21 protein-coding genes are annotated in these 23,941 nt (G+C 47.4%); 19 read left to right on the plus strand and 2 right to left on the minus strand.

Annotated elements, in window-relative coordinates:
* On the plus strand, positions 1-366 hold the full coding sequence (locus tag MKX74_RS13600; RefSeq protein ID WP_133566951.1) for a winged helix-turn-helix transcriptional regulator: 366 nt from the start codon (positions 1-3) through the stop codon (positions 364-366).
* Positions 367-454: 88 nt separating this feature from the next.
* Here the strand turns inward: MKX74_RS13600 and MKX74_RS13605 are convergent, their stop codons facing one another.
* Complete coding sequence (locus MKX74_RS13605) at positions 455-616, minus strand: winged helix-turn-helix transcriptional regulator (RefSeq protein ID WP_341178759.1); 162 nt, start codon at positions 614-616, stop codon at positions 455-457.
* Between the two features lie 891 nt (positions 617-1,507).
* Positions 1,508-3,106, minus strand: coding sequence for a PucR family transcriptional regulator (locus tag MKX74_RS13610; RefSeq protein ID WP_341178760.1), 1,599 nt, complete (start codon positions 3,104-3,106; stop codon positions 1,508-1,510).
* Between the two features lie 273 nt (positions 3,107-3,379).
* Between MKX74_RS13610 and MKX74_RS13615 the strand changes: the two genes are divergently transcribed.
* The 18 genes from MKX74_RS13615 to MKX74_RS13700 all read left to right on the plus strand — a co-directional run bounded on the left by MKX74_RS13615 (position 3,380) and on the right by MKX74_RS13700 (position 23,787).
* Complete coding sequence (locus tag MKX74_RS13615) at positions 3,380-4,177, plus strand: ABC transporter ATP-binding protein (RefSeq protein WP_341178761.1); 798 nt, start codon at positions 3,380-3,382, stop codon at positions 4,175-4,177.
* A 30-nt stretch (positions 4,178-4,207) separates the two neighbouring features.
* Positions 4,208-5,086, plus strand: a complete 879-nt coding sequence (locus MKX74_RS13620) for an ABC transporter permease (protein ID WP_341178762.1) — start codon at positions 4,208-4,210, stop codon at positions 5,084-5,086.
* A gap of 26 nt (positions 5,087-5,112) precedes the next feature.
* Positions 5,113-6,141 (plus strand): ABC transporter substrate-binding protein, encoded by a 1,029-nt coding sequence (locus MKX74_RS13625; RefSeq protein ID WP_341178763.1) that lies wholly within the window; start codon positions 5,113-5,115, stop codon positions 6,139-6,141.
* Between the two features lie 62 nt (positions 6,142-6,203).
* Entirely contained in the window at positions 6,204-7,016 is an 813-nt protein-coding gene (locus MKX74_RS13630; protein ID WP_341178764.1) for a cysteine hydrolase family protein, read from the plus strand.
* Between the two features lie 21 nt (positions 7,017-7,037).
* A complete protein-coding gene (locus tag MKX74_RS13635; protein WP_341178765.1) occupies positions 7,038-8,225 on the plus strand; it encodes an amidase in 1,188 nt (395 codons plus the stop codon).
* 72 nt (positions 8,226-8,297) lie between these two features.
* On the plus strand, positions 8,298-9,140 hold the full coding sequence (locus MKX74_RS13640) for a creatininase family protein (RefSeq protein ID WP_341178766.1): 843 nt from the start codon (positions 8,298-8,300) through the stop codon (positions 9,138-9,140).
* Positions 9,137-10,003 (plus strand): fumarylacetoacetate hydrolase family protein, encoded by an 867-nt coding sequence (locus MKX74_RS13645; RefSeq protein ID WP_341178767.1) that lies wholly within the window; start codon positions 9,137-9,139, stop codon positions 10,001-10,003. The genes MKX74_RS13640 and MKX74_RS13645 overlap by 4 nt, the downstream gene beginning before the upstream one ends.
* Positions 10,004-10,038: 35 nt before the next feature.
* Positions 10,039-11,055 carry an ABC transporter substrate-binding protein gene (locus MKX74_RS13650; protein ID WP_341178768.1) on the plus strand — a complete coding sequence of 339 codons (1,017 nt, stop codon included), beginning with the start codon at positions 10,039-10,041 and terminating at the stop codon, positions 11,053-11,055.
* A 49-nt stretch (positions 11,056-11,104) separates the two neighbouring features.
* Positions 11,105-12,439 carry an FAD-binding oxidoreductase gene (locus tag MKX74_RS13655; RefSeq protein WP_341178769.1) on the plus strand — a complete coding sequence of 445 codons (1,335 nt, stop codon included), beginning with the start codon at positions 11,105-11,107 and terminating at the stop codon, positions 12,437-12,439.
* 96 nt (positions 12,440-12,535) lie between these two features.
* Complete coding sequence (locus tag MKX74_RS13660; protein ID WP_341178770.1) at positions 12,536-14,218, plus strand: CocE/NonD family hydrolase; 1,683 nt, start codon at positions 12,536-12,538, stop codon at positions 14,216-14,218.
* A 45-nt stretch (positions 14,219-14,263) separates the two neighbouring features.
* Entirely contained in the window at positions 14,264-14,704 is a 441-nt protein-coding gene (locus tag MKX74_RS13665) for a cupin domain-containing protein (RefSeq protein ID WP_341178771.1), read from the plus strand.
* Positions 14,701-16,029, plus strand: coding sequence for an amidohydrolase family protein (locus tag MKX74_RS13670; protein WP_341178772.1), 1,329 nt, complete (start codon positions 14,701-14,703; stop codon positions 16,027-16,029). The genes MKX74_RS13665 and MKX74_RS13670 overlap by 4 nt, the downstream gene beginning before the upstream one ends.
* Positions 16,030-16,612: 583 nt before the next feature.
* Complete coding sequence (locus MKX74_RS13675) at positions 16,613-18,568, plus strand: beta-glucoside-specific PTS transporter subunit IIABC (protein WP_341178773.1); 1,956 nt, start codon at positions 16,613-16,615, stop codon at positions 18,566-18,568.
* A 59-nt stretch (positions 18,569-18,627) separates the two neighbouring features.
* Complete coding sequence (locus tag MKX74_RS13680) at positions 18,628-20,070, plus strand: glycoside hydrolase family 1 protein (protein ID WP_341178774.1); 1,443 nt, start codon at positions 18,628-18,630, stop codon at positions 20,068-20,070.
* Between the two features lie 17 nt (positions 20,071-20,087).
* Positions 20,088-20,939, plus strand: coding sequence for a BglG family transcription antiterminator LicT (gene licT, locus MKX74_RS13685; RefSeq protein ID WP_341180578.1), 852 nt, complete (start codon positions 20,088-20,090; stop codon positions 20,937-20,939).
* A gap of 651 nt (positions 20,940-21,590) precedes the next feature.
* On the plus strand, positions 21,591-22,427 hold the full coding sequence (locus MKX74_RS13690) for an alpha/beta fold hydrolase (RefSeq protein ID WP_341178775.1): 837 nt from the start codon (positions 21,591-21,593) through the stop codon (positions 22,425-22,427).
* Positions 22,428-22,741: 314 nt separating this feature from the next.
* Entirely contained in the window at positions 22,742-23,203 is a 462-nt protein-coding gene (locus tag MKX74_RS13695; RefSeq protein WP_341178776.1) for a nuclear transport factor 2 family protein, read from the plus strand.
* Positions 23,204-23,316: 113 nt separating this feature from the next.
* Entirely contained in the window at positions 23,317-23,787 is a 471-nt protein-coding gene (locus MKX74_RS13700) for a DinB family protein (RefSeq protein WP_341178777.1), read from the plus strand.
* The last annotated feature ends 154 nt before the right edge of the window (positions 23,788-23,941 follow it).

The following is a 23,941-nucleotide window of genomic DNA, read 5'->3' on the forward strand; positions in this document are numbered from 1 at the left end:
ATGGCTAAAATGGAGTACAATCCAAATCACATGGATCCTGAAAACATAAAAACATGTGCTATTGCTAGGCCGCAAAATATGATTGCTGGAAAGTGGAAGCTGACTATTCTATGGCTAGTAAGCATGCAGACAAGACGTTTTAATGAGCTTCAGCGCTTACTGCCTGGCATATCCAAAGGAATATTAACGCGGCAGCTGAGAGAGCTTGAAACGGATGGGCTTATCCATAGAGAGGTATATAAGGAAGTACCCCCTAAGGTTGAATATTCGTTAACAGCGTTAGGAGATAGTTTTATGCCTATTTTAAATAGTATCGCAGAATGGGGTAAAAACTTTGAGCAGCATGAGGAGGACAAGCAGCGCTAAATGCGAGGCTTGCGTTGGGAGTTAGATCCGGATCTGAGACTGGATTACTAAAATGAGATGATTCCATTATTTTTGATGTTTTCTTAGGTCAAGATTTATCACTGTATAAATTACCGAATTCCTCCATCTTTTCGAGAATGGGAAGTAGCTTTTCTCCCTTGTCTGTTAACGAATACTCGACCCGAGGAGGGAATTCCGGGGAAACTTGGCGTTGAATAATGAAACCTTTAGAACGTTTAGAACCTTTCACTTGAAGAACAGCATTCTGTAGTTGCAGAGGATGCTGTTCTTTTTTCTACAGTGAACAGATGCCGTGATGTCTTAAACTAGATTAAGATGACAGTATACACACGTGACTAACGTACCAAGAAAATGGGAAAGTGTCGAGGAACAAGAACATAGTCCTATTGAAGTCGCTATTATAGCGGCTTTTTTATGTTACCGGTACAAGTTCGTGTCCCGAGCCAAGGACAAGAACTTGTACCGATTGCCGATTAGATGGATATCTAACATTGAGTACATGCACTTAAAATAACAACTATTAAGTACCATCGTATATGTGGACAACTGACACGATGTACGTACTTCAAAACTTGATGGCAACATATATATCCCCGAGAATGTAGGTATGGGGGGCGGATCAATGGACGGTAACAAAGCTAACCATCAGGCAAATGGCCGAAGCTGGCAGGGAGGGAACGTACAATCACAATGGCATGCTAAGCAGTCGCCGGAACACCATGGCAGTAGGGGAACGGGGCCCGATTTTGGAACAGGATAGCACGCTGCATGAAACACTTGAAACCTTTATCCACGAAAAGATATAAGAGCGTCCGGTTCACGTGAAGGAATTTGGTGCCTTGGGTTATTTTGAAATCCTCCACCTGTTGGGGGATGGGAACGGAAGTACACCTTACTTAATTATTGAAACATGATATAGGGAAATACATAAGAGAAAGTCTTGTGTTGTGTCATTTTAAAGGTGACTGTCCCCGGACACGAACATTGTTTTCGATTAGATAGTTAACTAATCAGTTCAATGTGGAGACTTTGCCGTTTAGAAACTTTTGATTAAGTAAATCGCCGGTAGCTTTGACCGGTTACGAGGAATCGAGGCTCCTAGGATACCCTAGACCTTTTTTTAAATTTGTCTCTCGGGCGACATCATATGCCTAAACATAAGTCCCAGCTTTAAGAGCAGCAGATGATCGGTATTTTTCATATCCAGATTCAGCAGCCCCGAAATTTTCTCCAGCCTGTACAGAACTGTGTTACGGTGGATATATAACTCACGTGCCGTTTCATTCACTTGGCCGTTGTTGGTGAAATAGGCTTCAAGTGTGTGCATCATCTCGCTGGTGTATTCCTCTTCTTTGTCCAGCAGTGGACGGAATAAATAAGAGCAATACCTGACCATAACCTCCTGTGGAATATGCTTGAAGAGATAAATAAACTCCAGGTCAGCAAACATGACAACCGGTTCGCTTAAACCAAGCTCTGTACTGATTCTCTCAGCCTCCCCGCACTCCCGGAAGCCGTCGATGAACTCCTCCATGCCCGTCCTTACTTTACTGATAAAACATGTCCTTGTTCCGTGGTCCCATGAATGCATCAAATCGGCATACAAACGTACCGAATTCTCATACTTCCTTCGATCCTTGGCTTCTTCTTCTAGAAGAGGGAAGAGTGAATATATGCGGTTCATCACATAAAAATGATGGGATTCCAAGGAGGACGTTTTGGGATGGTCCTGAAGCTTATTCTGAATCTCCCTCAGTCTGCGCCTCTGACTTTCATGGTCCCAAGCATCCGCTCTTGTGGAAGATACCATGCATACGTAGGGAGTGCTCCAAAATGTGCTTCCCAATGCTTCGGCAAATTCGAGCACCGTTTTCAGAGAGGCGTTCCCCTTTAAGTAACGTTCCATGGCAGCGCCAAGACGACTGCCTGCTGCAGTAGACTCTTGATTCTGGATGACCTCCAGATGATAGGAAAGAATAACGGCGGCTTGGTGAAAAATGCCCTCCATTTCGTGTGCTTCCAGCAGATTTTCAGTTTGTATCAGCAAGTAACCGTATGACTTTCCGTTTTTCAGCAGGGGGACACGATACAACAGGTTGTTGGCCGACTTGTAAAACCGATTGTCCTGATTCCAGGGCCAATCGCTCAACAGCTCCATATCAGAACAGCTTGTCATATTATACAAGGCCTGTCCTTCAGAGGTAACGATGGCTAAAGGAACCCCTAAAATGCTTGTGATACTTTGAAAATAATTGGTGTACTCATCCGCCTGCATTGCAAAATCAACCAGCTTCTTCTGCGTTTCAAGCAATTCATTCAGCCGACGGGTATCGCGTTGGAACTCGGATTGGTAGAGAGCAGTGATCTGCTCGGAGAAGGTGAATTGAAAAGGCAGCTCAATTAGGGGCAAACCCAGCTGATCGGCTTCCAGCAGGGCAATCTCTGGTATTTCCGCCCAGTATCGACCAAGCTTGATGCCAAGCCCGGAGGCCCCACGTTCATTAAGCTTTTGCAGCAAATTAACAAATTCCTCGGGTGAATCCCTAATTGCATAAGCTGTAGTCAACAAGAGTTCCCCTTCTTTCATCCAGTTGATGACATCCGGCGCATCCATCAAATTGATCGAGCTAATCGTTCGGGAAATTCCTTTTTTACCGGCAGCCAACTTCCCTTCCGATAACGGGTACACCGTCAACGCATCTTCTATAGTTAAATGCATGTTAATCACTCCTCCTAAACGATACATATCTGAATCAGGTACCGGACACGACGAAACTTTTTAAGCAATTATATAGGGTCATGTCGAATTCCCGCAATCCTTTTTGTTATATATATGTTATGTAAGTTAACTCTAAATATAGATTCTTCTGTTTTTAAACCAACGCAAAGCGTATACCATTAGATAAAAAACCAAAATTGTGTCAGGAATATTTACACGAATATTCTTTGGCTATATGATAGGACACAACTTCAAAGAGAAGAGGGGATTCAGATGCAGCTCACCCAAAATCAACAGGCAGCCGCCCAAAAGGACAGCCGTTCTATGCTTGTCATTGATGATGTCGGCAAAATCTACCCCAATGGCACTGTAGCTGTGCAGCATGCGAATCTGCATGTGGGGGAAGGAGAATTTCTATGTTTTGTCGGTCCTTCCGGTTGCGGGAAATCTACCATTTTCAATATGATTGCCGGTTTGACGGAACCGACCTGCGGTCATCTGACCGTGCTGGGTACTTCCCCAAAGGAAGCACGTAAACAGAATGAAATTGCCTTTGTATTTCAGGAGCATACCCTGCTACCGTGGGCCAAGCTGATTGATAATGTCACCATGCCTCTTACTTTGCGTGGCGTATCCAAAAAGGAGCGAATTACCGAAGGGGAGCGGGTTCTAGAGCTGGTAGGCTTGAAGGATTATATGAAGGTGCTGCCCCGTGAGTTGTCAGGCGGAATGAAGATGAGAGTATCTATTGCACGGGCGTTGATATCCCGTCCCAAGTTGTTGTTAATGGACGAACCGTTTGGCGCCCTTGATGAAATTACCAGGCAGACGCTGCAGAATGAACTGCTAAATATTTGGGAACAGGACAAGAAGATGTCGGTTCTGTTCATTACGCATAACGTGTTCGAAAGTGTGTTCCTATCGACAAAAGTCGTGGTGATGACGCCTCGCCCCGGTAAAATTTCGGATTTCATTGATATTCCGTTTGCTTATCCGAGGGATGATGAATTCCGGACCCGGCCTGAATTCGGTGAATATGTACGCAGCGTGTCCAATGTACTGAAACATTGATAGCCAGAAATGAGAGGAGAGGGAAGCAACATGGAAGAGATGGTAGCTAATCCAGCCGTTGAAACGACACCAGGTATCCGAGCTTCCGGGAAGGACAATACCCGCAGCCATCATCCGGCAGAAGAGAGCCCAGTCATTGGACTGCTGAAAAAAATTCTGCCGCCAATCGTCGTGTTTGTCCTGTTTATCGGCGGATGGGAATTAATCGTGCGAATACTGGGAATGCCCCCCTATATCTTGCCCAAGCCATCCGATATTGCTGCAGCAGCTGCTGAGAACAGTGCGAATCTGATTACGTCGGTAAGCACAACCATTGTTGAGGCGTTAATCGGTTTTATGATCAGTGTCGTGCTCGGTATTTCATTGGCCATTCTGCTGGCTCTGTCCAAAACAGTGGAAAAAAGCGTATATCCTTACGCTATTATCCTACAGACTATTCCGGTCGTTGCGGTAGCGCCAATCATAGTGATCTGGTTCGGAGCGGGAATAAATGCCATTGTGATCATTTCATTCTTAATTAGCTTTTTCCCGATTTTATCAAATACGCTGATCGGATTGAACTCAACGGATCAGAACATGAAGAATTTATTCTATTTGTATAATGCAAGCAAGCTGCAAACCATTTGGAGGCTTAGATTTCCAGCGGCACTCCCGTATATTATGGCAGGGCTGAAAATTTCATGCTCCAGCTCGGTTGTCGGAGCGATCGTGGGTGAATACATTGCAGGCATTGGTGGCGGACAAGGCGGACTCGGTTACGGGATTACCGTTGCGGCAACCCGCCTGCAAACTCCTTACCTGTTCGCCTGCGGTTTAGCGGCATCCGCCCTAGGAATAGCATTTTTCCTAATCATCAACATGGTGTCGAACAAACTTTTGAAGTCCTGGCATGAATCAGCAATGAAATGATACCAGAACCGGGGGAGAGATCCAACATGTCCAATCATCATATGAACTTTCGTTACAAGAAATGGCTGCTGTCGGCTGCTTCTTTGATCATCCTGCTTCTGAGCGCATGCTCCAATTCCTCCGCTCTAGAATCCGCCGTCCCGGCGAGAGGGGAAGCCGGAACAGATTTGAAGCAGGTGAAACTGATCGAGGGCTGGTACGCCAAAGGGGAAGATGGAGGCTATTTTGCGGCATTGCAGCAGAACTATTATAAGGACAAGGGGATCGACATGACGATTCAGCCGGGTGGACCCGAGGTGTCAACCATGCAGCTTGTCGCTGCTGGCAAAGCCGAATTCGGGATCTCTTATGCGGATGAAATTTTGAAGGCGCGGGAACAGGGAATCCCTGTTGTCGGTATCCTTGCCGGCTTTCAGAGCACACCGCAGGTTCTGATGTACCACAAGGGTCAGAACATTCAGGATTTTACGGACCTGAACGGCAAAACCGTATACATCGGTACAGCGGTGCCTTATTGGGAATATATCAAGAGCCAATACAATCTGACAGATGTCAAAGAAATGAAGTATAACGGGCAGCTTGTTAATTTTATCAATGACCCCAGTTCGCTCAATCAGGGTTACATCACGAATGAGCCTTACGCGCTTGCTCAGCAGGGGGTTGAGGTGGACTATCTGAAAATCGCCGATTCCGGTTATGCGAATTATGCAGACGTTCTTTTTACGACTGAAGATTATCTCAAAGAGCACCCCGATGTCGTTGAAGCTGTGGTGCAGGCAAGTCAGAAAGGTTGGAGCTATTATCTAGAAAACTATGAAAAGGTAAACCCGTTTATTCAGACCTACAATCCCGATATGACGGTAGAAGCAATGAATTATGAGGCAGTGCAGGAAAAACCTTTTATTGTTAACAAGGAATCTGAGGCAAACGGTATTGGTTACATGACAAAGGAACGCTGGAGCACCCTGCAGGATCAGATGATCAAGGGCGGAGGATTAACGAAGGCGCTAGATGTTACCCAGGCATTTACGATCAAATATCTGATGAAGCCATGAATGTGAACCCAAAGTATGTAAAGCCTCAAATCAGAAATCTCAAAAAAATGAGGGGACTTAGTATGTTCAAACTTGGAAATCGAAAGAGCTATTGGCAAGTGTCCGAAACGCTGGTGGATCTAAGGCGAACGCAAAAGTACGGCAAGTCAGTAACCCTCCCTGCACAGCCGCAGGAAGTCATATTTGATCTCGAGCATACGGCAGTTATTGTCATCGATATGCAGAATGATTTCTGTACACCGGGTGGATGGCTGGATTCCATTGGGGTTGATACCTCTCCGCTCCTTAACCCGGTCAGCCGGCTGAACCGACTGATACCCGAATTGCGCAAAGCGGGAGTGCCTGTTATTTGGGTGAACTGGGGCAACCGGGAAGACCGAATGAACGTGCCGCCATCCGTGCTTCATGTGTACAATTCGGATGGGCGGGGCAACGGCATCGGGGACCCACTGCCGGGGAACGGCTCCAAGGTGCTGGAGAAAGGCAGTTGGGGAACGGCACTTGTCGATGGCCTGGATTCATCCCCCGATGATATCTATGTGGATAAATATCGCATGAGCGGGTTTTGGGATACACCACTGGACAGTATTCTACGCAATCTCAATATTCAAACGGTGTTGTTTGCCGGGGTAAATCTCGATCAGTGTGTCATGCATACACTGCAGGACGCGGCTTGTCTCGGATATGACGGCATACTTCTGGAGGATTGCTCGGCAACAAGCTCCCCAGATTTCTGCATAGAAGCGACATTGTACAATATCAAGCAATGCTATGGCTTCGTTACGGATTCCACTTGGTTGGTACATGAACTGAGCGGGGGAGCGACTCCTATAAAGAGAAATACCTCGGAAGAGCTGGCATCGTTAGAAGGCTGAGCGGAAGGATGGGATGAAGCAATGAAAGACCAATGGAACGCCATTGTCAACCAGGTGATCGTTGAACCGACAGGACAAGGTAGGCTGAACGGACTCAGCTTTATGGTCAAGGATGTGTTTGCCGTCCGTGGCCATACAAATGGCGCGGGTAATCCACGTTGGCTCCAAACGCATGGGCCGGCGACGGAACACGCGGAAACGCTCAACCTGCTATTGCAGCAAGGAGCTCGACTAACGGGGATGACGCATACCGATGAGCTGATGTTCAGCTTGAATGGTGAAAATGTTCATTATGGAACACCAGTGAATCCAAGAGCTCCCGATCGTATCCCTGGAGGCTCATCGAGCGGATCGGCAGTTGCTGTCGCCGCTGGGCTTGCTGACTTCTCCCTTGGAACGGATACGGGAGGATCGGTACGTGTGCCATCTTCGTACTGTGGAATTTATGGGATGCGTCCATCACATGGCATTGTCTCTGCGAAAGGCGTTATCCCACTCGCTCCCAGCTTTGACACCGTCGGCTGGATGGCACGCAATCTCGAGACACTGTGCCGGGTAGGTGAAGTGCTTTTGCCTCAGGCAGACCCGGGTACAGGCTTCAGCCGGGTGCTCATCGGTGAGGATGCATGGGAGCTTGCTGACACGGAGAGCAAAGAGGCGCTTACCCCTTACCTGAGGTTGCTGGGCGGCATGGCTGCGAGCCATGAAACGGTTCGCATCGCCCCGCAGGGTCTATCTGAATGGATGACCATGTTCAGGACGATCCAGGGCTATGAAATATGGCAGGAGCATAGGGCGTGGATTGAACGTGAGCAGCCAGTCTTCGGACCAGATACGGCCGGGCGATTCTCCTGGGCAGGCACCGTTGAACGTGCCGATCAGGAGAAGGCGGCCAAACGCAGGGTTGAGGTGTGCAAGTACATGGCTGACCTGCTCAAAACGGATACGGTGCTTGTCATTCCGACGACGACTGGACCGGCCCCGAAGCTGGGACTGGGAGGACCTTTAATTGAGGAACGAAGAGTGAAAACGATGCGTTTAACCTGCATTGCCGGCTTGTCGGGTCTGCCGCAGATTACAATCCCTGCTGCCGAGGTACTGGGAAGCCCGGTCGGTATTTCGATCATTGCCGGTCCAAGACAGGATCAACGTCTGCTGGAATGGGCCACATCCTTTCTTTCAGCAGTAAATTCAGAAGTAAAAGGATAAGAGCATCATTCGATATATGGACGTTAAGTAACGCGTAAAAACAATAAAGCCGCAGGAGAAAGGGTGTCAGCTATGTTTCAACGATACGAAGGAACAGCGTGGGAGGAGCGATTTCTGCCCCGTCTGACAAGCAAACAGGTCTCAGAACTGCCGAAGGATAGGGCGCTGGTTATTCTGCCGGTTGGAGCTGTGGAGCAGCATGGACCCCATCTGCCTGTATATACGGACACTTTGATTGGGGAAGCGACATTAACACAAACGCTGGAGCGCGTGCGGTCGGATAAGGAAATCTGGCTGTTGCCTCCGGTCTCGTATGGTAAAAGTAATGAACATATCGGGCTTGCGGGCACCATTTCTTTATCTGCGAGCACACTGCATGCCATCATGCTGGACATTGCAGAAAGTCTGAAGGCCAGTGGTTTTCGCAAGCTGCTGTTATTTAATACCCATGGCGGCAATGTGGATTTGCTGAATACGGTATCACGAGAAATACGGATCAGAACGGGGATGATGGTTTTCTATCTCAGTCCCAGCAGTCTGAATGTGGCGGAGGATCTGCTCTCTTCCGAGGAGCTGGAATTCGGTATTCATGGTGGCGATTATGAGACTTCTCTCGTAATGTCCATCAAACCGGACTGGGTGAAGGAGGAGTTCCTTGTCAAAGAGCTTCCTGATATGTCCTCATACCGCTTTCTTACATTAGAAGGGAAGATTCGCTTCGCCTGGAAGATGGCGGATATCTCCGCTACCGGCATTGCTGGTGATGCTACAACGGCTACGCCTGAGAAAGGCAGCATTATTCAGGATAGAATCTCAATGATTTTGTCGGAGGCGCTGGAGGAACTGTGTGATTTTGAAATCACCGATGTCCGCGGGACTGAACCGGTACAGCAGCCAGCAGGAAGCACCCCGTGAAGCTCGTCAGTCTGAAACACGGCGATGGTGAACGGGCTGCGATTGAGCATGGAGAACGATTTTTCTTTCTCGAGGAGATCAACAGGGCGGAAGGAAGCTCATGGGGCACCTCCATTATGGAGATCTTGCAGCAAGGCCAGCTAGAGGAGCTTGTCCAGTGGTACCAGAAGCACGGGGACAAAACATGTTCATCGATCCCTTTCATACCTTCGGAGGCGGCCATACCTACTCCTCTCTTCCGCCACCCTCGTAAGATCTGGGGAATTGGCATGAATTATGTGCAAAAAGCGATTGATCTCGCATCCACTCCTCCAGAGCGTGAGCCGGTCTGCTTCATGAAGCCGGACTCGAGCCTGATCGGGCCGGAAGAGTATATCCAGCTGACGGCTCAGGATGCGAATGTGACATCAGAAGCAGAGCTTGGCATTATCATCGGTCGAACCTGCAAAAATGTGCCGGAAGAACATGCACAGGAGGTCATTGCCGGTTTTGCCGCAACGCTGGATATGACAAATCAGGACATTCACGCACGGAACCCCAGATTCCTGCAGCGATCCAAGGTGTTCGATACATTTTTCAGTCTTGGACCACAGCTCATAACACCTGACGGAATAGGCGATCTACAGAGCCTCGTCGTTGAAACTGTGTTGAATGATGAGGTTATTCATAGCAATACGGTGTCTCGCATGATGTATCATCCATGGTTCATTGTCTCGTATTTTTCACAGATGATGACTCTCCATCCGGGAGATGTGATCATGACGGGCACACCCGGATCCGTCCGAATTCAGCAAGGAGATGTCGCTGAATGTAGAATCAGTGGCTTTATGAAGCTTCGAAATCCGGTAGCAGAAGTAGAGTAAATCATCCGTAATTTTCCTTGGGGAGTGGTAATGAGATGAACAAGTACAGACAAAAAGGAACTGTAGTTTTACTGGCAGCATTGTTTTCCTTATCCACATTGCTGGCGGCCTGCGGGAATCAGCCAACAGCTCAGAATGCTGCTGCTACGGGGGAAAGCGAGGAACTCACGGCAATTACACAGGTGACGAACTGGTTTGCACAAGCGGAGCATGGGGGTCTATATGCGGCAAAGGAACAAGGATATTACAATGAGGCTGGTCTCGATATGACCATCCAGGCAGGTGGGCCGCAGGTGTCTCCAACACAGATCGTGGCTTCCGGCAAGGCGCAGTTCGGACTGGCCACAGCGGATCAATTGTTGGTCGCTCGTGAAGAAGGAATCCCTCTTGTAGCGATTGCGACGATATTCCAGAAAAGCCCGCAGGGACTTATGGTTCATGCCAACCAGAACATGTCCTCCCTAGCCGATTTGAACAACCGCTCTGTTTACGTGGGGACGGGCTCGGTGTTCTGGGATTTTGTGAAGAGTAAATACCAATTGGGTAACGTGAAGGAATTGGCTTATACCGGTTCTCTGGCTCCTTTTGTAGCCGATGAAACGGTTGCCATTCAGGGATATGTAACGAGTGAGCCGTACGAGATGAAGCAGCAGAATGTAGACATTGATTTCCTACTACTGGCGGATGCCGGTTATAACCCGTATTCCAATGTGCTGTTCACCACGGAGCAGTATATCCAGGATCATCCTGATATTGTGCGTGGTTATGTCGAGGCTTCGATGAAGGGCTGGGATTATTACAAGACCAATTATGATACCGTGAATGACGTCATTTTAAAGGAAAACCCGGATTTCACGAAAGAAAAGCTGAACTATGCCGCAGAAGCGCTTATTCCTTTCGTATACGAAGGTGATGCGGCGGAACACGGTGTTGGTTACATGACAGAGGAACGCTGGGCGGAGCTCGGAAAGCAGCTAAAGGAGATTGGGGCATTGAAAGAGGAGCCTGATATCAGCAAGGTATTTACGGATGAGTTCATGCCAAATTCCTAAGGGATTCCTTTAAGGAGATCAGTATTACAACATACGGGAGGGGAACCGAATGAACAAACATTGGATAGCCGTATTGAAAGAACGCATGGATCCGGAATTGCTGCAGTGGGAGGAGGCGGCACTTGCCAAATATTCGATGGATTATCATCACTTCTCTCCTGTGCTGGCCAGTCAGCTGCAGGGTAAGGTCGCCGAGTGCATTGCCAGTCCGCGTACCGAGGAGGAGCTTGACGATCTGCTCTCCATTGCAGCCGAGCTGGGAGTTCCGCTGACCATCAGGGGTAACGGCACAGGCAACTATGGCCAATGTGTGCCGGTCACAGGCGGAATCGTCCTGAATCTGGCCAAGTACAACAAGGTGCTCGAAACGGGAGAAGGCACGATGCGGGTCCAGTCCGGGGCTAGACTCGGCAAAATGGAATCCACTGCCCGCAAGGCAGGTTATGAGCTGCGTACGATGCCTTCCACCTTTCAATCAGCGACGATCGGCGGTTTTTTATGCGGCGGTTTTGGCGGCATCGGTTCGATCAGCTGGGGGACGATCTGGGATGGGCTGGTACGTTCTCTAAAAATCAAGACGGTTGAGGTTCATCCCCGTACCATTGAGCTCCAGGGGGACGAGGTGCTGCCTTACCTGCATACTTACGGTACAATCGGCATTTTGTCAGAAGTGGAAATCAATCTGGCTCCCCGGGTGGAATGGATGCAGTGGGCAGTAACCTTTGACAGGTTCGAACAGGCTTTTCGCTTCGGGCAGTCTGTTGCTGAGGACACTTCCTTAGTGAAAAGGCTAATCTCCATCCATGAATGGCCGGTTCCGTCCTATTTTCTTCCGCTTGATCTCCCCGCTGGCCGTGCTGTCGCATTACTTGAAGTGGATACAGCCAACGAATCCCAGCTTGAACGCATCATATCGGAATATGAAGGTCACTTGGCGATGAAGGTCTCTGCCGAACAGTACCACAAGGGTGTAGGGGTCTCCGATTTCACATGGAATCATACAACATTATGGGCGCGCAAGGCAGACCCGGGCTTAACCTACCTGCAGCTAAATTTTGAACCATCCCGTGCTCTTGAGCAAATCTCGTCTATGAAAAAGGAATATCCGGAAGTGATGAATCATATTGAGTTTGCCCGGCAAAACGGAAATTTGCTGATCTCCGGCCTGCCGCTGGTTCCCTTCACAACGGAGGAAAGTCTGCATCAGCTGATGGAGCAATACGAGGAAAACCGGGTTATCGTCAATAATCCGCATACATGGGATTTGAAGGAAGGCGGGCGATCATACGCCCATGATCGTTTATGGGAAATCAAACACCGCAACGACCCGAAGGGAATTTTGAATCAGGAGAAATTAAAGCGTTCGGCTGTTAGCGGTGTCTGATCAACGGGTGACGGGAGAATGGCCCACACAGCAGCAGCTAACGTACCATACGGATTTTTATAGTCAATCCGTATCTACAGTAAAGGAGCGAGTTGCATGAAATTTGGAAATGTAGTCATCCGCCGAAAGGTTCCTTGCACGATGCGCGACGGCATAACGTTGTATTCAGATATATACATGCCAGACGAGACAGGGGAATATCCTGTGCTGCTGATGCGCCAGCCCTACGGACGGTCGATTGCCTCTACCGTTACACATGCCCATCCCGTCTGGTATGCCAGTAAGGGATATATCGTGGTAATCCAGGACGTCAGGGGGCGGGGAGAGTCAGAAGGCGAATTTGATCCGTTTGTTCAGGAAGCAGAGGATGGGTTTGATACCATCGAATGGGCAGCAGGTCTGTCCGGCTCGACCGGGAAGGTAGGCATGTACGGTTTCTCTTATCAAGGCCTAACACAATGGGCAGCGGCTTCCCTTCATCCCCCTGCGCTCAAGGCGATTGCACCGAGCATGTGTCCGGCAGACATGTATCATGGCTTATTTTATCCGCATGGCTCATTTGCACTTGGCAATCATTTGCCGTGGGCTTTCCAGTTGGCTCGTGACACGGCACAAAGAGCGGGTGACTTCGATACCTCAGAGCAATGCTCACGACTCATGCGCAGCCCCGAGGAGATGCTCTGGAAAATGCCGCTGAATGAAAGGCATCCGATTCTGGAGCAATACTTTCCCGCATTTTATGATTGGATCGATCATCAAGCGTACGATGAGTACTGGGAGCGGATGAACTGGATCGAAGAGATCGTAAAGGAACCCGTACCGGCGTTGCATATTGGGGGCTGGTATGACGGTTTCCTCATGGGAACGTTGCAGTCGTTCGAGGCTCTGCAAGCTACTGCCACATCGGATTGTTTTCATCGGCTCATTATCGGTCCGTGGGCCCACATTCCATGGGGGCGCAGAGCGGGCGGAATCGATCATGGCGAGCAGGCGGACGGTGGTCATCATCTGGAGCAGCTGCGCTGGTTTGATTATTGGCTGAAGGGCAAGGAAGACATGGAATTGTCCGGTGAACTGCCGATCCGCTATTTTGACCAATTGAGTCATGAATGGCATACGGCGGAACAGCTGCCTTCTCTATTTGAGGATGGGCCCTCTCCGTCCGAATGGTTTTATCTGTCCGGGTCACAGACCCCGGCGAACGGTGCGGCAGGAGGGGGGAGACTCGAAAAGCATAAGGATGATGTCGAGGAGGCTGTACCGGATGTATTCGTATACGACTCACGTTTGCCGATGCGTCTGGACTCTTACCTGCCGTCCGACCGAGCTGCCATTCAGGAACGGCAAGAGATTCTGGTATATACGGGAGGACCGCTTGCAGAGGATATCCCGATTTTTGGATCCCCGGAGCTATCCGTTCAGTACCAAACATTGGGAGGTCCGACGGATCTGGTGGTCATCCTCACGACCGTATCTGAGAAAGGGACGGCCCGGCTGCTGAGTGTGGGTCGCACGGAAATCTGCAGTGAAGGAGCAGATGCCTCCAATGATTGGAGAACAGCGCAGATCCGGCTGCGTCCCTTGGCGGCCACCCTGCCGGCTGGCTCGTATGTCCGGCTTGAGTTGACAGGCAGCGCCTTCCCGTTATTCGCCCGGCATCCGAACGGTGTCTGGGGTGAGACGAACAGCACGGGAACAGGTGGGTTGAAGATTGCCACCACGGCTGTTCGCAGTACAGAACAGGACATATCCTGTTTGAGGCTGCCGTTAAAAAGGTGAAAGCAAGCAATAATTAAAATCAATCAAAGTGAGGTTGAAATGTATATGGTGAACATTCCAGGTCTGGTTGCTGGTAACTTTGAGAATTGTCCCGTCCACAAAATTTCCGCACAGGATACGAATAAGTTCATCCTGCTGTGCGACAGGGAGCAGGTTCCTTTCACTTCATTTGTGGAAATCTTCGAGGTTGGAGGCAGAACTCCATCCAATGAACACCGGGAGGCTTATGAATATTTTTATGTGTTAAAAGGGGAGGGACTTGCCAAAGTTGGCAACGAGTATGAGACTCCGATCCGCCAAGGCTCATTCATTATAATTCCACCGGGCAACCATCACGATATTATTAACACGGGCAGCACGCGTCTGTATTGTCTGACGACCATGGTACCGGACGAAATGTTCTCGGATATGATCAAAGCGGGTCCGGTCACCGAGCTTGACGAGGAGGATCTGGCCGTGCTTCAGGCGCTGGCTACCGCGCAATGAGTGCTGGGCTGCATTTCATTAATGTACGCCTTCCGCACCGGGAAGACCTCTGTCTTTATCAACTAAAAGCGGAGGTTGGAAAATGGGTTAGTGTCCGTCGTCAGGACCATATCCTTGATGCACGGGAAAGCGGTGCTTCCCGTCTGATGGTGCCGCATCAGGCCGGATCGGATCTGAAACGGTTGGCAGCCGCGGATTGCATCGATCTGCAGGGAGGCATGATGCTTCCTGGCCTGGTTGATTGTCACATGCATCTGGATAAGGCCTTTTCGCTCGCGCAGGTGTCGAACCGATCCGGCACGCTTCATGAAGCCATTCTTAATTACAGCCAAGCTGTGCAGAAATTCAGCAAAGAGCAGCTGATGGAACGCATGCTGACGGCGGCCACAATGGCACTAAGCTACGGGACCACAACCATAAGGAGCCACCTTGACTTCCCTGTTCATTTGGGGAGAGAGGTGGCCTTTCGGACGATTGAGGCAGCCTTGGAAGTACGGGAGAAGTTGAAGGGCCGTATGGCTATCCAATATGCGCTCATGGTTCCGTTCCGCGGCAATCATGAAGCTGCGGATGAGGCAATCGAGGAAGCACTGCGGATGGGAATTGATGTATTGGGTGGAGCCCCTCATCTGACAGACGACCCTGAAAGAGAGATTGGCAGAGTTTTTCGGTTAGCAGAACGTTTCGGCGTACCCATTGATCTGCATGCAGATGAAAGTGATCATCCCGAAAAAAAAACTGTGCTTAGCATAGCAGAGCATACGATTCGCCACGGTTATCAGGGTAGAGTGACCGCAGATCATCTGTGCTCGTTGTCCGCAATGACGGAAAAAGATGCACAGCATGTGATGGCGAAGATGAAGGAAGCCAGTCTGAACGCGGTAACGCTGCCTGCGGTGAACCTGTATCTTCAGGGGCGGGAAGATCGCGGTCTGGTAAGACGGGGCACAACACGAATTCGCGAGCTGCTTGCAGAAGGCATTCCGCTTGCTGCGGCCTCCGACAATATTCAAGACCCGTTCCATCCGTTCGGCCGCGCGGATCTGGTACAGATTGCCCAAATCACATCATATGCAGCCCATATGGGCAGTGAGCGGGATTTAGTAAAGCTGCTGCGGATGATCACGGATATACCTGCTGGAATCACGGGCTGTGACGAGTATGGAATAGAAGAAGGGCACGACTGCAACTTTGTTGTCACGGATGCTTCGGATGTCACGCAGCTTCTATCAGGTACAAAAATGAGTCGCTGGGTGTATGCCTCCGGCAGATGGCAGTCTGCTTTGCATACAGCTCAGACATTCGCGTCTGAATTAGTAACATGATTGGCAACAAACAGGAATTACCGTCAGTTGAACATAGAAGACAAAGAGAGTGGCAAGATGGTTGTACAAGTCACAGGCACACAGACAATAAAGGTGTAGAGCGCGCAGGCTTTATTCTTATATAAGACAACTAAGCTGTGACCGTTTCCCGTTATCCTACTGGGGGAACAACGACTTTTTTGAAAGCACTACTTATGTGAAAAATGTTGTGGGACAAGAACATGTTCTCATTGTCGATTAGGTGGATATCTAAACAATGAACATATGTACTTAAAACCTCATTAAGCACCGTAATACATGAAGATGTTCACATTGCTGCGGGACAACTGACAGGATAAGAGGTAAAACATAAGTGGTTAGGTATAAAGAAAAATGTCGTATGAAGTGATTGCTAACTAAATGAATGTGTGATACTATGATCCAGTAAACGTTTACATCAATAAAGAATTGAATATTAGCAGTGTTTGGCTGTTACTGGTAAAGCAGGCATGACCAAAATGATTTTGCATTTTCCTTATGTGAGTAGGGGAAGGCATATCGTTTTGGTCTTTTTTTATACCAAATTTAGAAATGAGGCAAAGGTATGGATTATCGCAAGTTGGGACAAGAGATTACGGAATTGGTTGGAAAGAAGGATAATATCGCTCGGCTTACGCACTGCGCAACCCGACTTCGGTTCGAACTGCACGATATCTCCAAAGCGGAGACAGAAAAACTCAAAGCTCTTTCAGGTGTCATTACCGTTGTGAACAATGGTGGACAATATCAGGTTGTCGTGGGCAATGAGGTCCAGCAGGTCTACCGAGTTATCACTCAGCAGATGGGTTCGGCAACTCGAAGTGCGGAGTCCAAATCAGATTCCGGCAAAAATAACGGACCAAAGCAGAAACAGAGCTGGATTTCCAGATTCATCAGTGTAATCTCGACGACATTTACTCCAGTAATACCGGCAATTATTGGCGCGGGTATGATCAAAGCGATATTAGCCGTACTTGTGCTGACAGGCCTCGTAACTACAGAAAGCCAAAACTATTATATCCTTAACACCATTGCGGATGCGGCGTTTTATTTCATGCCTATTCTACTGGCTTATGGAGCTTCCATTAAGTTCGAAACAAGTCCAATTCTGGCGATGACAGTTGCCGGTGTTTTGTTACACCCGGGATGGAGCGCCCTGATGGCGGAAGGAAAAAACGTGTTTTTTATCGGTGTTCCAGTTCGTCTAACCGATTACGCAGGCTCCGTGCTGCCAATTATTATTGTCGTTTGGCTCATGTCTTATATTGAACGTTTCGCGGATCGAGTATCGCCCTCAATGATCAAATTTTTTACGAAACCGATGATTGTGCTACTGATTACAGCACCTCTTGCATTGGTGGCGATTGGGCCTTTCGGAACGTACCTGAATGATCTGGTTGCGATGGGTGCAGATGCGATTAATGCCAGAGCCAGTTGGCTGATTCCTTTGTTAATGGGAACTTTGCAACCGTTCCTGATCGTGACAGGCACTGCATGGGCAATGACGCCGATTGCAACTAGCCAACTGACCAAAAATGGATATGAAATGATCAACGGTCCGGGAATGCTCGCGTCCAATATTGCTCAAGGTGGGGCTACGCTTGCTGTAGCATTAAAAACAAAAAACAAAAAACTGAAACAACTCGCTGCTTCATCCGGTTTCACCGCTGTGCTGGGAATCACGGAACCATCCTTGTACGGCGTAACGCTGAAACTGAAGAAACCATTGATTGCCGCAATGATTGGTGGTGGTGTAGCAGGGATATACGCTGGTCTGACCGGATTAGTGCGTTATGCCTTCGTTTCTCCGGGACTTGCCGCGTTGCCAGCCTTCATAGGCAGCAATCCGATGAACATCGTTCATGCTATTGTGACTTGTCTGATCGCTTTTATCGTTACCTTTGCTCTGACATGGATCATTGGTTTTGAGGATCCAGTAGACGATGAAGAAGGAAATACCAACATTAACGATGACAAGACGCTTTCCCGAGAGCCTGTTAAAGACAACACTCCAGGCACGCAGTCTGCTGCAACAACAAATGCAAATGTACCCGGCCAAAATGAATTACGCCCACTTACGATCGCCAGCCCGATGCAAGGGGAATTAGTCCATCTGGACCGTGTACCAGACGATGTGTTCTCTTTGGGATTACTGGGGAAAGGTGCTGCAATTATTCCTGACAAAGGAGAACTGTATGCACCGATCGCAGGTGAAGTTACGTCTTTCATGGACTCCAAACATGCGGTCAAATTAAATGGTTATGATGGAGAAGAGGTGCTCATTCATATTGGAGTGGATACGGTCAACCTGAAGGGGAGACATTTCGACTCTTCCATTAAAGTGGGGGACCGGGTAAAACGGGGTGACTTGTTGATCCGCTTTGATATCGATGCCATCAAGGCGGAAGGGTATGAAGTCATAACCCCGATCATTATCGCCAATTCGAACCGTTTCCAGGGTATTAAGCTGGAGAAGCAGAGTCCTGTGGAGGTTGGAGCGACTATTATCCACCTTTCGTAACAACCATAATTCGATTCGTCATATATCCTGATCAACATCAAAACGAAGGAGTGCTTGAGATGTTATATCAACACATCAAACCATTCCCCAATGAATTTCTGTGGGGGGGCTCTACCTCGGCCTATCAAGTGGAGGGAGCCTGGAACGAAGATGGCAAAGGTCTGTCCGTCATCGATATGTGTGATCATCCGGCTGGAACCGCCGATTTCACGGTTGCGAGCGATCACTATCACCGATTCAGAGAAGACGTGAAGCTTTTTGCAGAGTTGGGCCTCAAAGCATATCGTTTTTCAATTGCATGGACTCGAATCTTGCCTTCAGGCACAGGAGCTGTTAATGAGAAGGGACTCGATTTTTATCACCAATTGATTGACGAATTGCTGCTCCATGGTATTGAACCCATTGTGACCATGTACCATTTCGACTTACCCTACGAGCTTGAGAAAACCGGAGGATGGCTCAACCGGGAAACGATCGATGCCTTTGTCGAGTACGGGCGTATTTTGTTTACGCATTACGGGCATAAAGTGAAATATTGGTTGACTATTAATGAGCAAAATACGATGATTCTCCATCCAGGTGCCGTTGGTACACCGAAGGACGGCCGTATGCCTTCCACTAAGGAACAGTACCAGCAAAATCATCACATGTTTGTGGCTCAAGGCAGAACGATGCGACTATTTCATGACATGCTCCCGCAAGGCAAGATCGGTCCTGCATTAAACATGACTTCCATGTATCAGGCAACCTCCAGACCAGCAGATGCAATCGCTGCACATAACTGGGAGACGATTCGTGGATGGAGTTTTCTCGACTTATCGGTGTGGGGACGGTATAATCCATTATTCTGGAGTTATTTGCAGGAACGTGGCATCGAGCCGGTTATTGATCAGGGCGACATGGAAGATATTCAGTCTGGCCGCCCTGATCTGATAGCAATCAATTATTATTCGACGGCAACCATTGCCGCCAGTACGGGCGATGCATCGGATGTTACAGCTCGTGCGGGCGATCAGCAAATTATGCTTGGCGAGCAGGGGGTCTACCGGGCCGCGGAGAATCCTTATACGGAAAAAACGAAATATGGCTGGGTCATTGACCCGGTTGGCCTAAGGCTAACATTGCGTAAGGTATGTGAACGATATGGTCTCCCGATTCTAATTACGGAAAATGGTATAGGAGCTCCGGATGTACTGGAGGCGGATTACACCATTAACGATACGTACCGGATTGATTTTATCGAGAAACACCTGGAACAGATCAGGCTGGCTCTAACGGATGGGGTAGCTGTGATTGGTTATTGCCCTTGGTCCGTTATTGACGTGGTAAGCACTCATCAAGGTTATGGGAAACGTTACGGCATGATCTATGTAAACCGTGGTGAACAGGATCTGAAAGACTTGAAGCGCTTAAAGAAGAAAAGCTTCTCGTGGTATCAGGAGGTCATTAAACAGAATGGCAAATGTATCGGAAATCCAGATCAGGCGGTCACGAAAGAATAAAGGATCGTGATGAATGCATGAGAGTAATCAAAATATTGAATAACAGCTTGCTTCTGACCAAAGATGAACAGGGACAAGAAATGATTGTCATGGGAAAAGGCTTGGCATTCAAAGGCAAAGTCGGCGAGCGACTGGACGAAGAGCACATCCAGAAACGATTCATTCTGCAAAATAATCCGTCTGCTCAGGCTTACGTACGAACCATCGAAAACATGCCAGAAAAACATGTGAATGTCATAAACAAATTGATTACCAATGCGAAAGAAAAGCTGTCTCTTGACGATCAAATCTTCTTTACGCTTATGGATCACTTGTCGTTTGCCATTGAACGATGGAAAAAAGGTATATCATTACAGAATCGCATGTTGTGGGAGATCCAGAGGTTTCATCCTGTCGAATTCGAACTGGGGGTTGAAGCAGTTCAGATGCTGAATCTAGAATTGGGTATTGAACTGCCGGAAGAAGAAGCAGGGAACATCGCTTTTCATTTCGTGAATGCCCAAACACATGAGCAGAATATGGAGCGCACGATGCAATCCGTTAAGATGTTAAAAGATATTTTTAACCTTATTCAATACACCTTTGATATGCAATTGAACAAAAACTCCATCCATTATGTGAGACTCGTCACACATTTGCAATTTTTCATCCAGCGTTTACAAGAAGGGCGTCTGGGCAATTCGGCGAAAGATTTTATATTTCAACATATGGTGAAGGAGCATCCGCTTGAATACAAATGCGCGGAGATGATCAAAACCTACGTACAAAACATGATGGATATCTCCATTTCGAACGAAGAGTTATTATATTTGATGATTCACATTGCTCGAATTGTACAGGAGGAGCGTTGTGACGAGGGAGGATTATAAAACAAAGTTTATATTCTTTACTTATGGAAAGCGATGCTTTGAATAGCAGACAGGAAAAACTATGACCGTTTTCTCGTATTCTACGAGAAAACGGTCTTTTATTTTATGGCCATTACATATGTACAAAATACGAGTTTTGTGAAGAAGTAATAAAAAAAGCGCAGTCCAGAATTCTTTCTGCACATTTGTCTGCTTAAGTTCAATCTTATTGATTATTCAACTTAAGGTTATTTAAATCCATTTTATTGACCCCGCTTCGCTGTCTTCAAAACGTCATCATCATATCATCGTTGTTTGTGCTAAATGAATGAACTAGTTGATTCTTCAGTTTTGGAACATCATTGGTAGCCTTAATAAGGCTATCTCTTTTGACTGGCTGCGATATTAACTTGCAACTATAAACCGATCGGTTTATACTATCACAAACGGTATAGAAAGTGAGGAGATTTTATGAACAAGCCCCCCCATTCATGTTTCTGAGCCAGACAAAGCTTCTGTTATTGATTGTATGTATCGTAGCGCCTTACATTATTACAAGTGTACGATCTCCTAATAATCACTTCAAACGGCAATCATTGGTTAAAATTGACAATGGAAGATTGCATATGTACAATTTAAACTAAAATATAATTACTAACGGAGGGATTTTCCATGGCTAAAGTAAATGTAGGCGAAGAGAATGCTCAACCAATTGAACTGTATTATGAAGATCATGGCGCGGGAAAACCCATCATCCTGATTCATGGCTGGCCTTTGAGTGGACGATCTTGGGAGAAGCAAGTTCCTGCACTGATTGAAGCGGGCTACCGTGTTATCACGTATGACCGTCGTGGATTTGGCCAGTCTTCCCAACCTTGGGATGGCTATGACTATGATACCTTTGCTTCGGATTTACATAAATTGATTCTGCACCTTGATCTGCGCGATGCCACACTAGTCGGATTCTCCATGGGTGGCGGCGAAGTAGCACGTTATGTGGGAACATACGGAACAGAACGCGTTTCCAAAGCCGTATTTGCAGGAGCAGTCCCTCCTTATCTTTATAAAACCGAAGATAATCCTCAAGGAGGATTGGATGATGCAACGATTGCAGAATTCCAAAATGGGGTAAAAGCGGACCGTCTGGCATTTCTGGATGGTTTCACAAACAACTTTTTCGCTGCAGGAGACCGTACAGATCTCGTAAGCGAACCATTCCGTATCTATAACCGGGATATTGCAGCTCTGGCTTCTCCTAAAGGTACCTTGGATTGTATTGCTGCCTTTGCCCTTACCGATTTCCGTCAGGATCTGGAGAAATTCAATATTCCAACACTGGTTATCCATGGTGATTCAGATGCCATCGTGCCTTTGGAGGTGAGTGGACAACGTACTCATGAATCCATTCCTGGCAGCCGTCTGGTGGTTGTCGAAGGCGGACCACACGGCTTTAATGCCACCCACTCTGATCAATTTAACACAGCATTGATTGAATTTTTGCAGGGTTAAGTTTAACTAGGCTGAAAATTTTGCAAAAAACACAAAGTGAAAAAAGCAGAACACCTCTCTTCGTATGGGTGTTCTGCTTTTTTTGATTATTACAATCGTTGATATACAAAAAGAGCCACTATGCATAAGATAGTAGCTACTTGGTACATTATGAATATGAACCGATTCGACATTTGAGAGATCGTGCATCCTTAAAAGAAATAGTTTAAAGTTCTGAAGGAATAACCTTTTGTACTGGACTTGTAATATTAACTTGCATATATAAACCGATCGGTTTATACTAATACAAACGGTACAGAAAGCGAGGAAATTTAATGAACAATTTAAATCCCCCATTCACTCTTGAAACGGCAATCCAAAAAACCCGGATGGCAGAAGACAGCTGGAATAGCCGAGATCCCCAGCGCGTCTCACTTGTATATACTGAGGATTGTTATTGGAGAAATCGGAGTGAATTTATCACAGGCCGCCAAGAAATTGTCTCTTTACTAACTAGAAAATGGGCCAAAGAGCTGGACTACCGACTTATCAAGGAGCTTTGGTCGTTTACGGATAACCGTATTGCTGTAAGATTCGCATATGAATGGCATGATGATAGTGGCAATTGGTTTAGATCGTATGGAAACGAGAATTGGGAATTCGCTGATGACGGTTTGATGAAGCGTAGATTTGCTTCGATTAATGACATGCCGATCAAGGAAGAGGAACGCAAATTTCATTGGCCTCTCGGCTCGCGTCCCGCTGAACATCCAAGCCTAAGCGAGTTAAACCTGTAACTTGCACTGTTTTGAAAATCTGACGTAACTCCTCTCGTTACTGAGGTATTTGGTGAGTTAAGGTTATGAGGTTACATCCTTGAGTAAAGTGACTTTATGGGAGGTTCAAAATCTTGAGTAATTTTGTCGTAGATCAATTGGGATTTGTTCGCCGTCAGGCAGTGGATTATGTGAGGAGCATAAGTGAATCTGCCGCGGAAACTATCCCAGCAGGATTGAAAAACAATATAAAATGGAATCTAGGCCACATGTATGTTGTACATGAGAAATTCGCTTTCCAGCTTACTGGGGAAGAAACTAAATATCCTACTAATTTTAGCAAGTTGTTTGATTCAGGAACTAAACCTTCTGACTGGGATACAGAGTCTCCAACGATGTCTCAAATAATTGACTTGTTAACTGAACAAATAGAAAGGGTTGACTCGGTACTTTCAAGCAAATTGAAAGAAGAAATCGAACCTCATTACAAGTCGTCTACAGGACTTACCTTTACAACGGTAGAACAGTTACTGGGTTTTCTAATTTACCATGAAGCAATGCACTTTGCGACTATTAAGAATATCAAGAGCATAATTAACAGTTAGGATTAGTAAAGGTATCCCCCTTGCTTTATGCTTGACATGGATACTATCAATAGGGCTAAAGTAATGACAAGCAAATCGGTACAAGTTCATGTCCTTGGCTTGGAACAAGAACTTGTACCGATAAAATACAAAAGCCGCTATAATAGCGACTTCA

Origin of the sequence: Paenibacillus sp. FSL K6-1230, from assembly GCF_038002385.1 — a bacterium.
Classification (GTDB): Bacteria; Bacillota; Bacilli; order Paenibacillales; family Paenibacillaceae; genus Paenibacillus; species Paenibacillus massiliensis.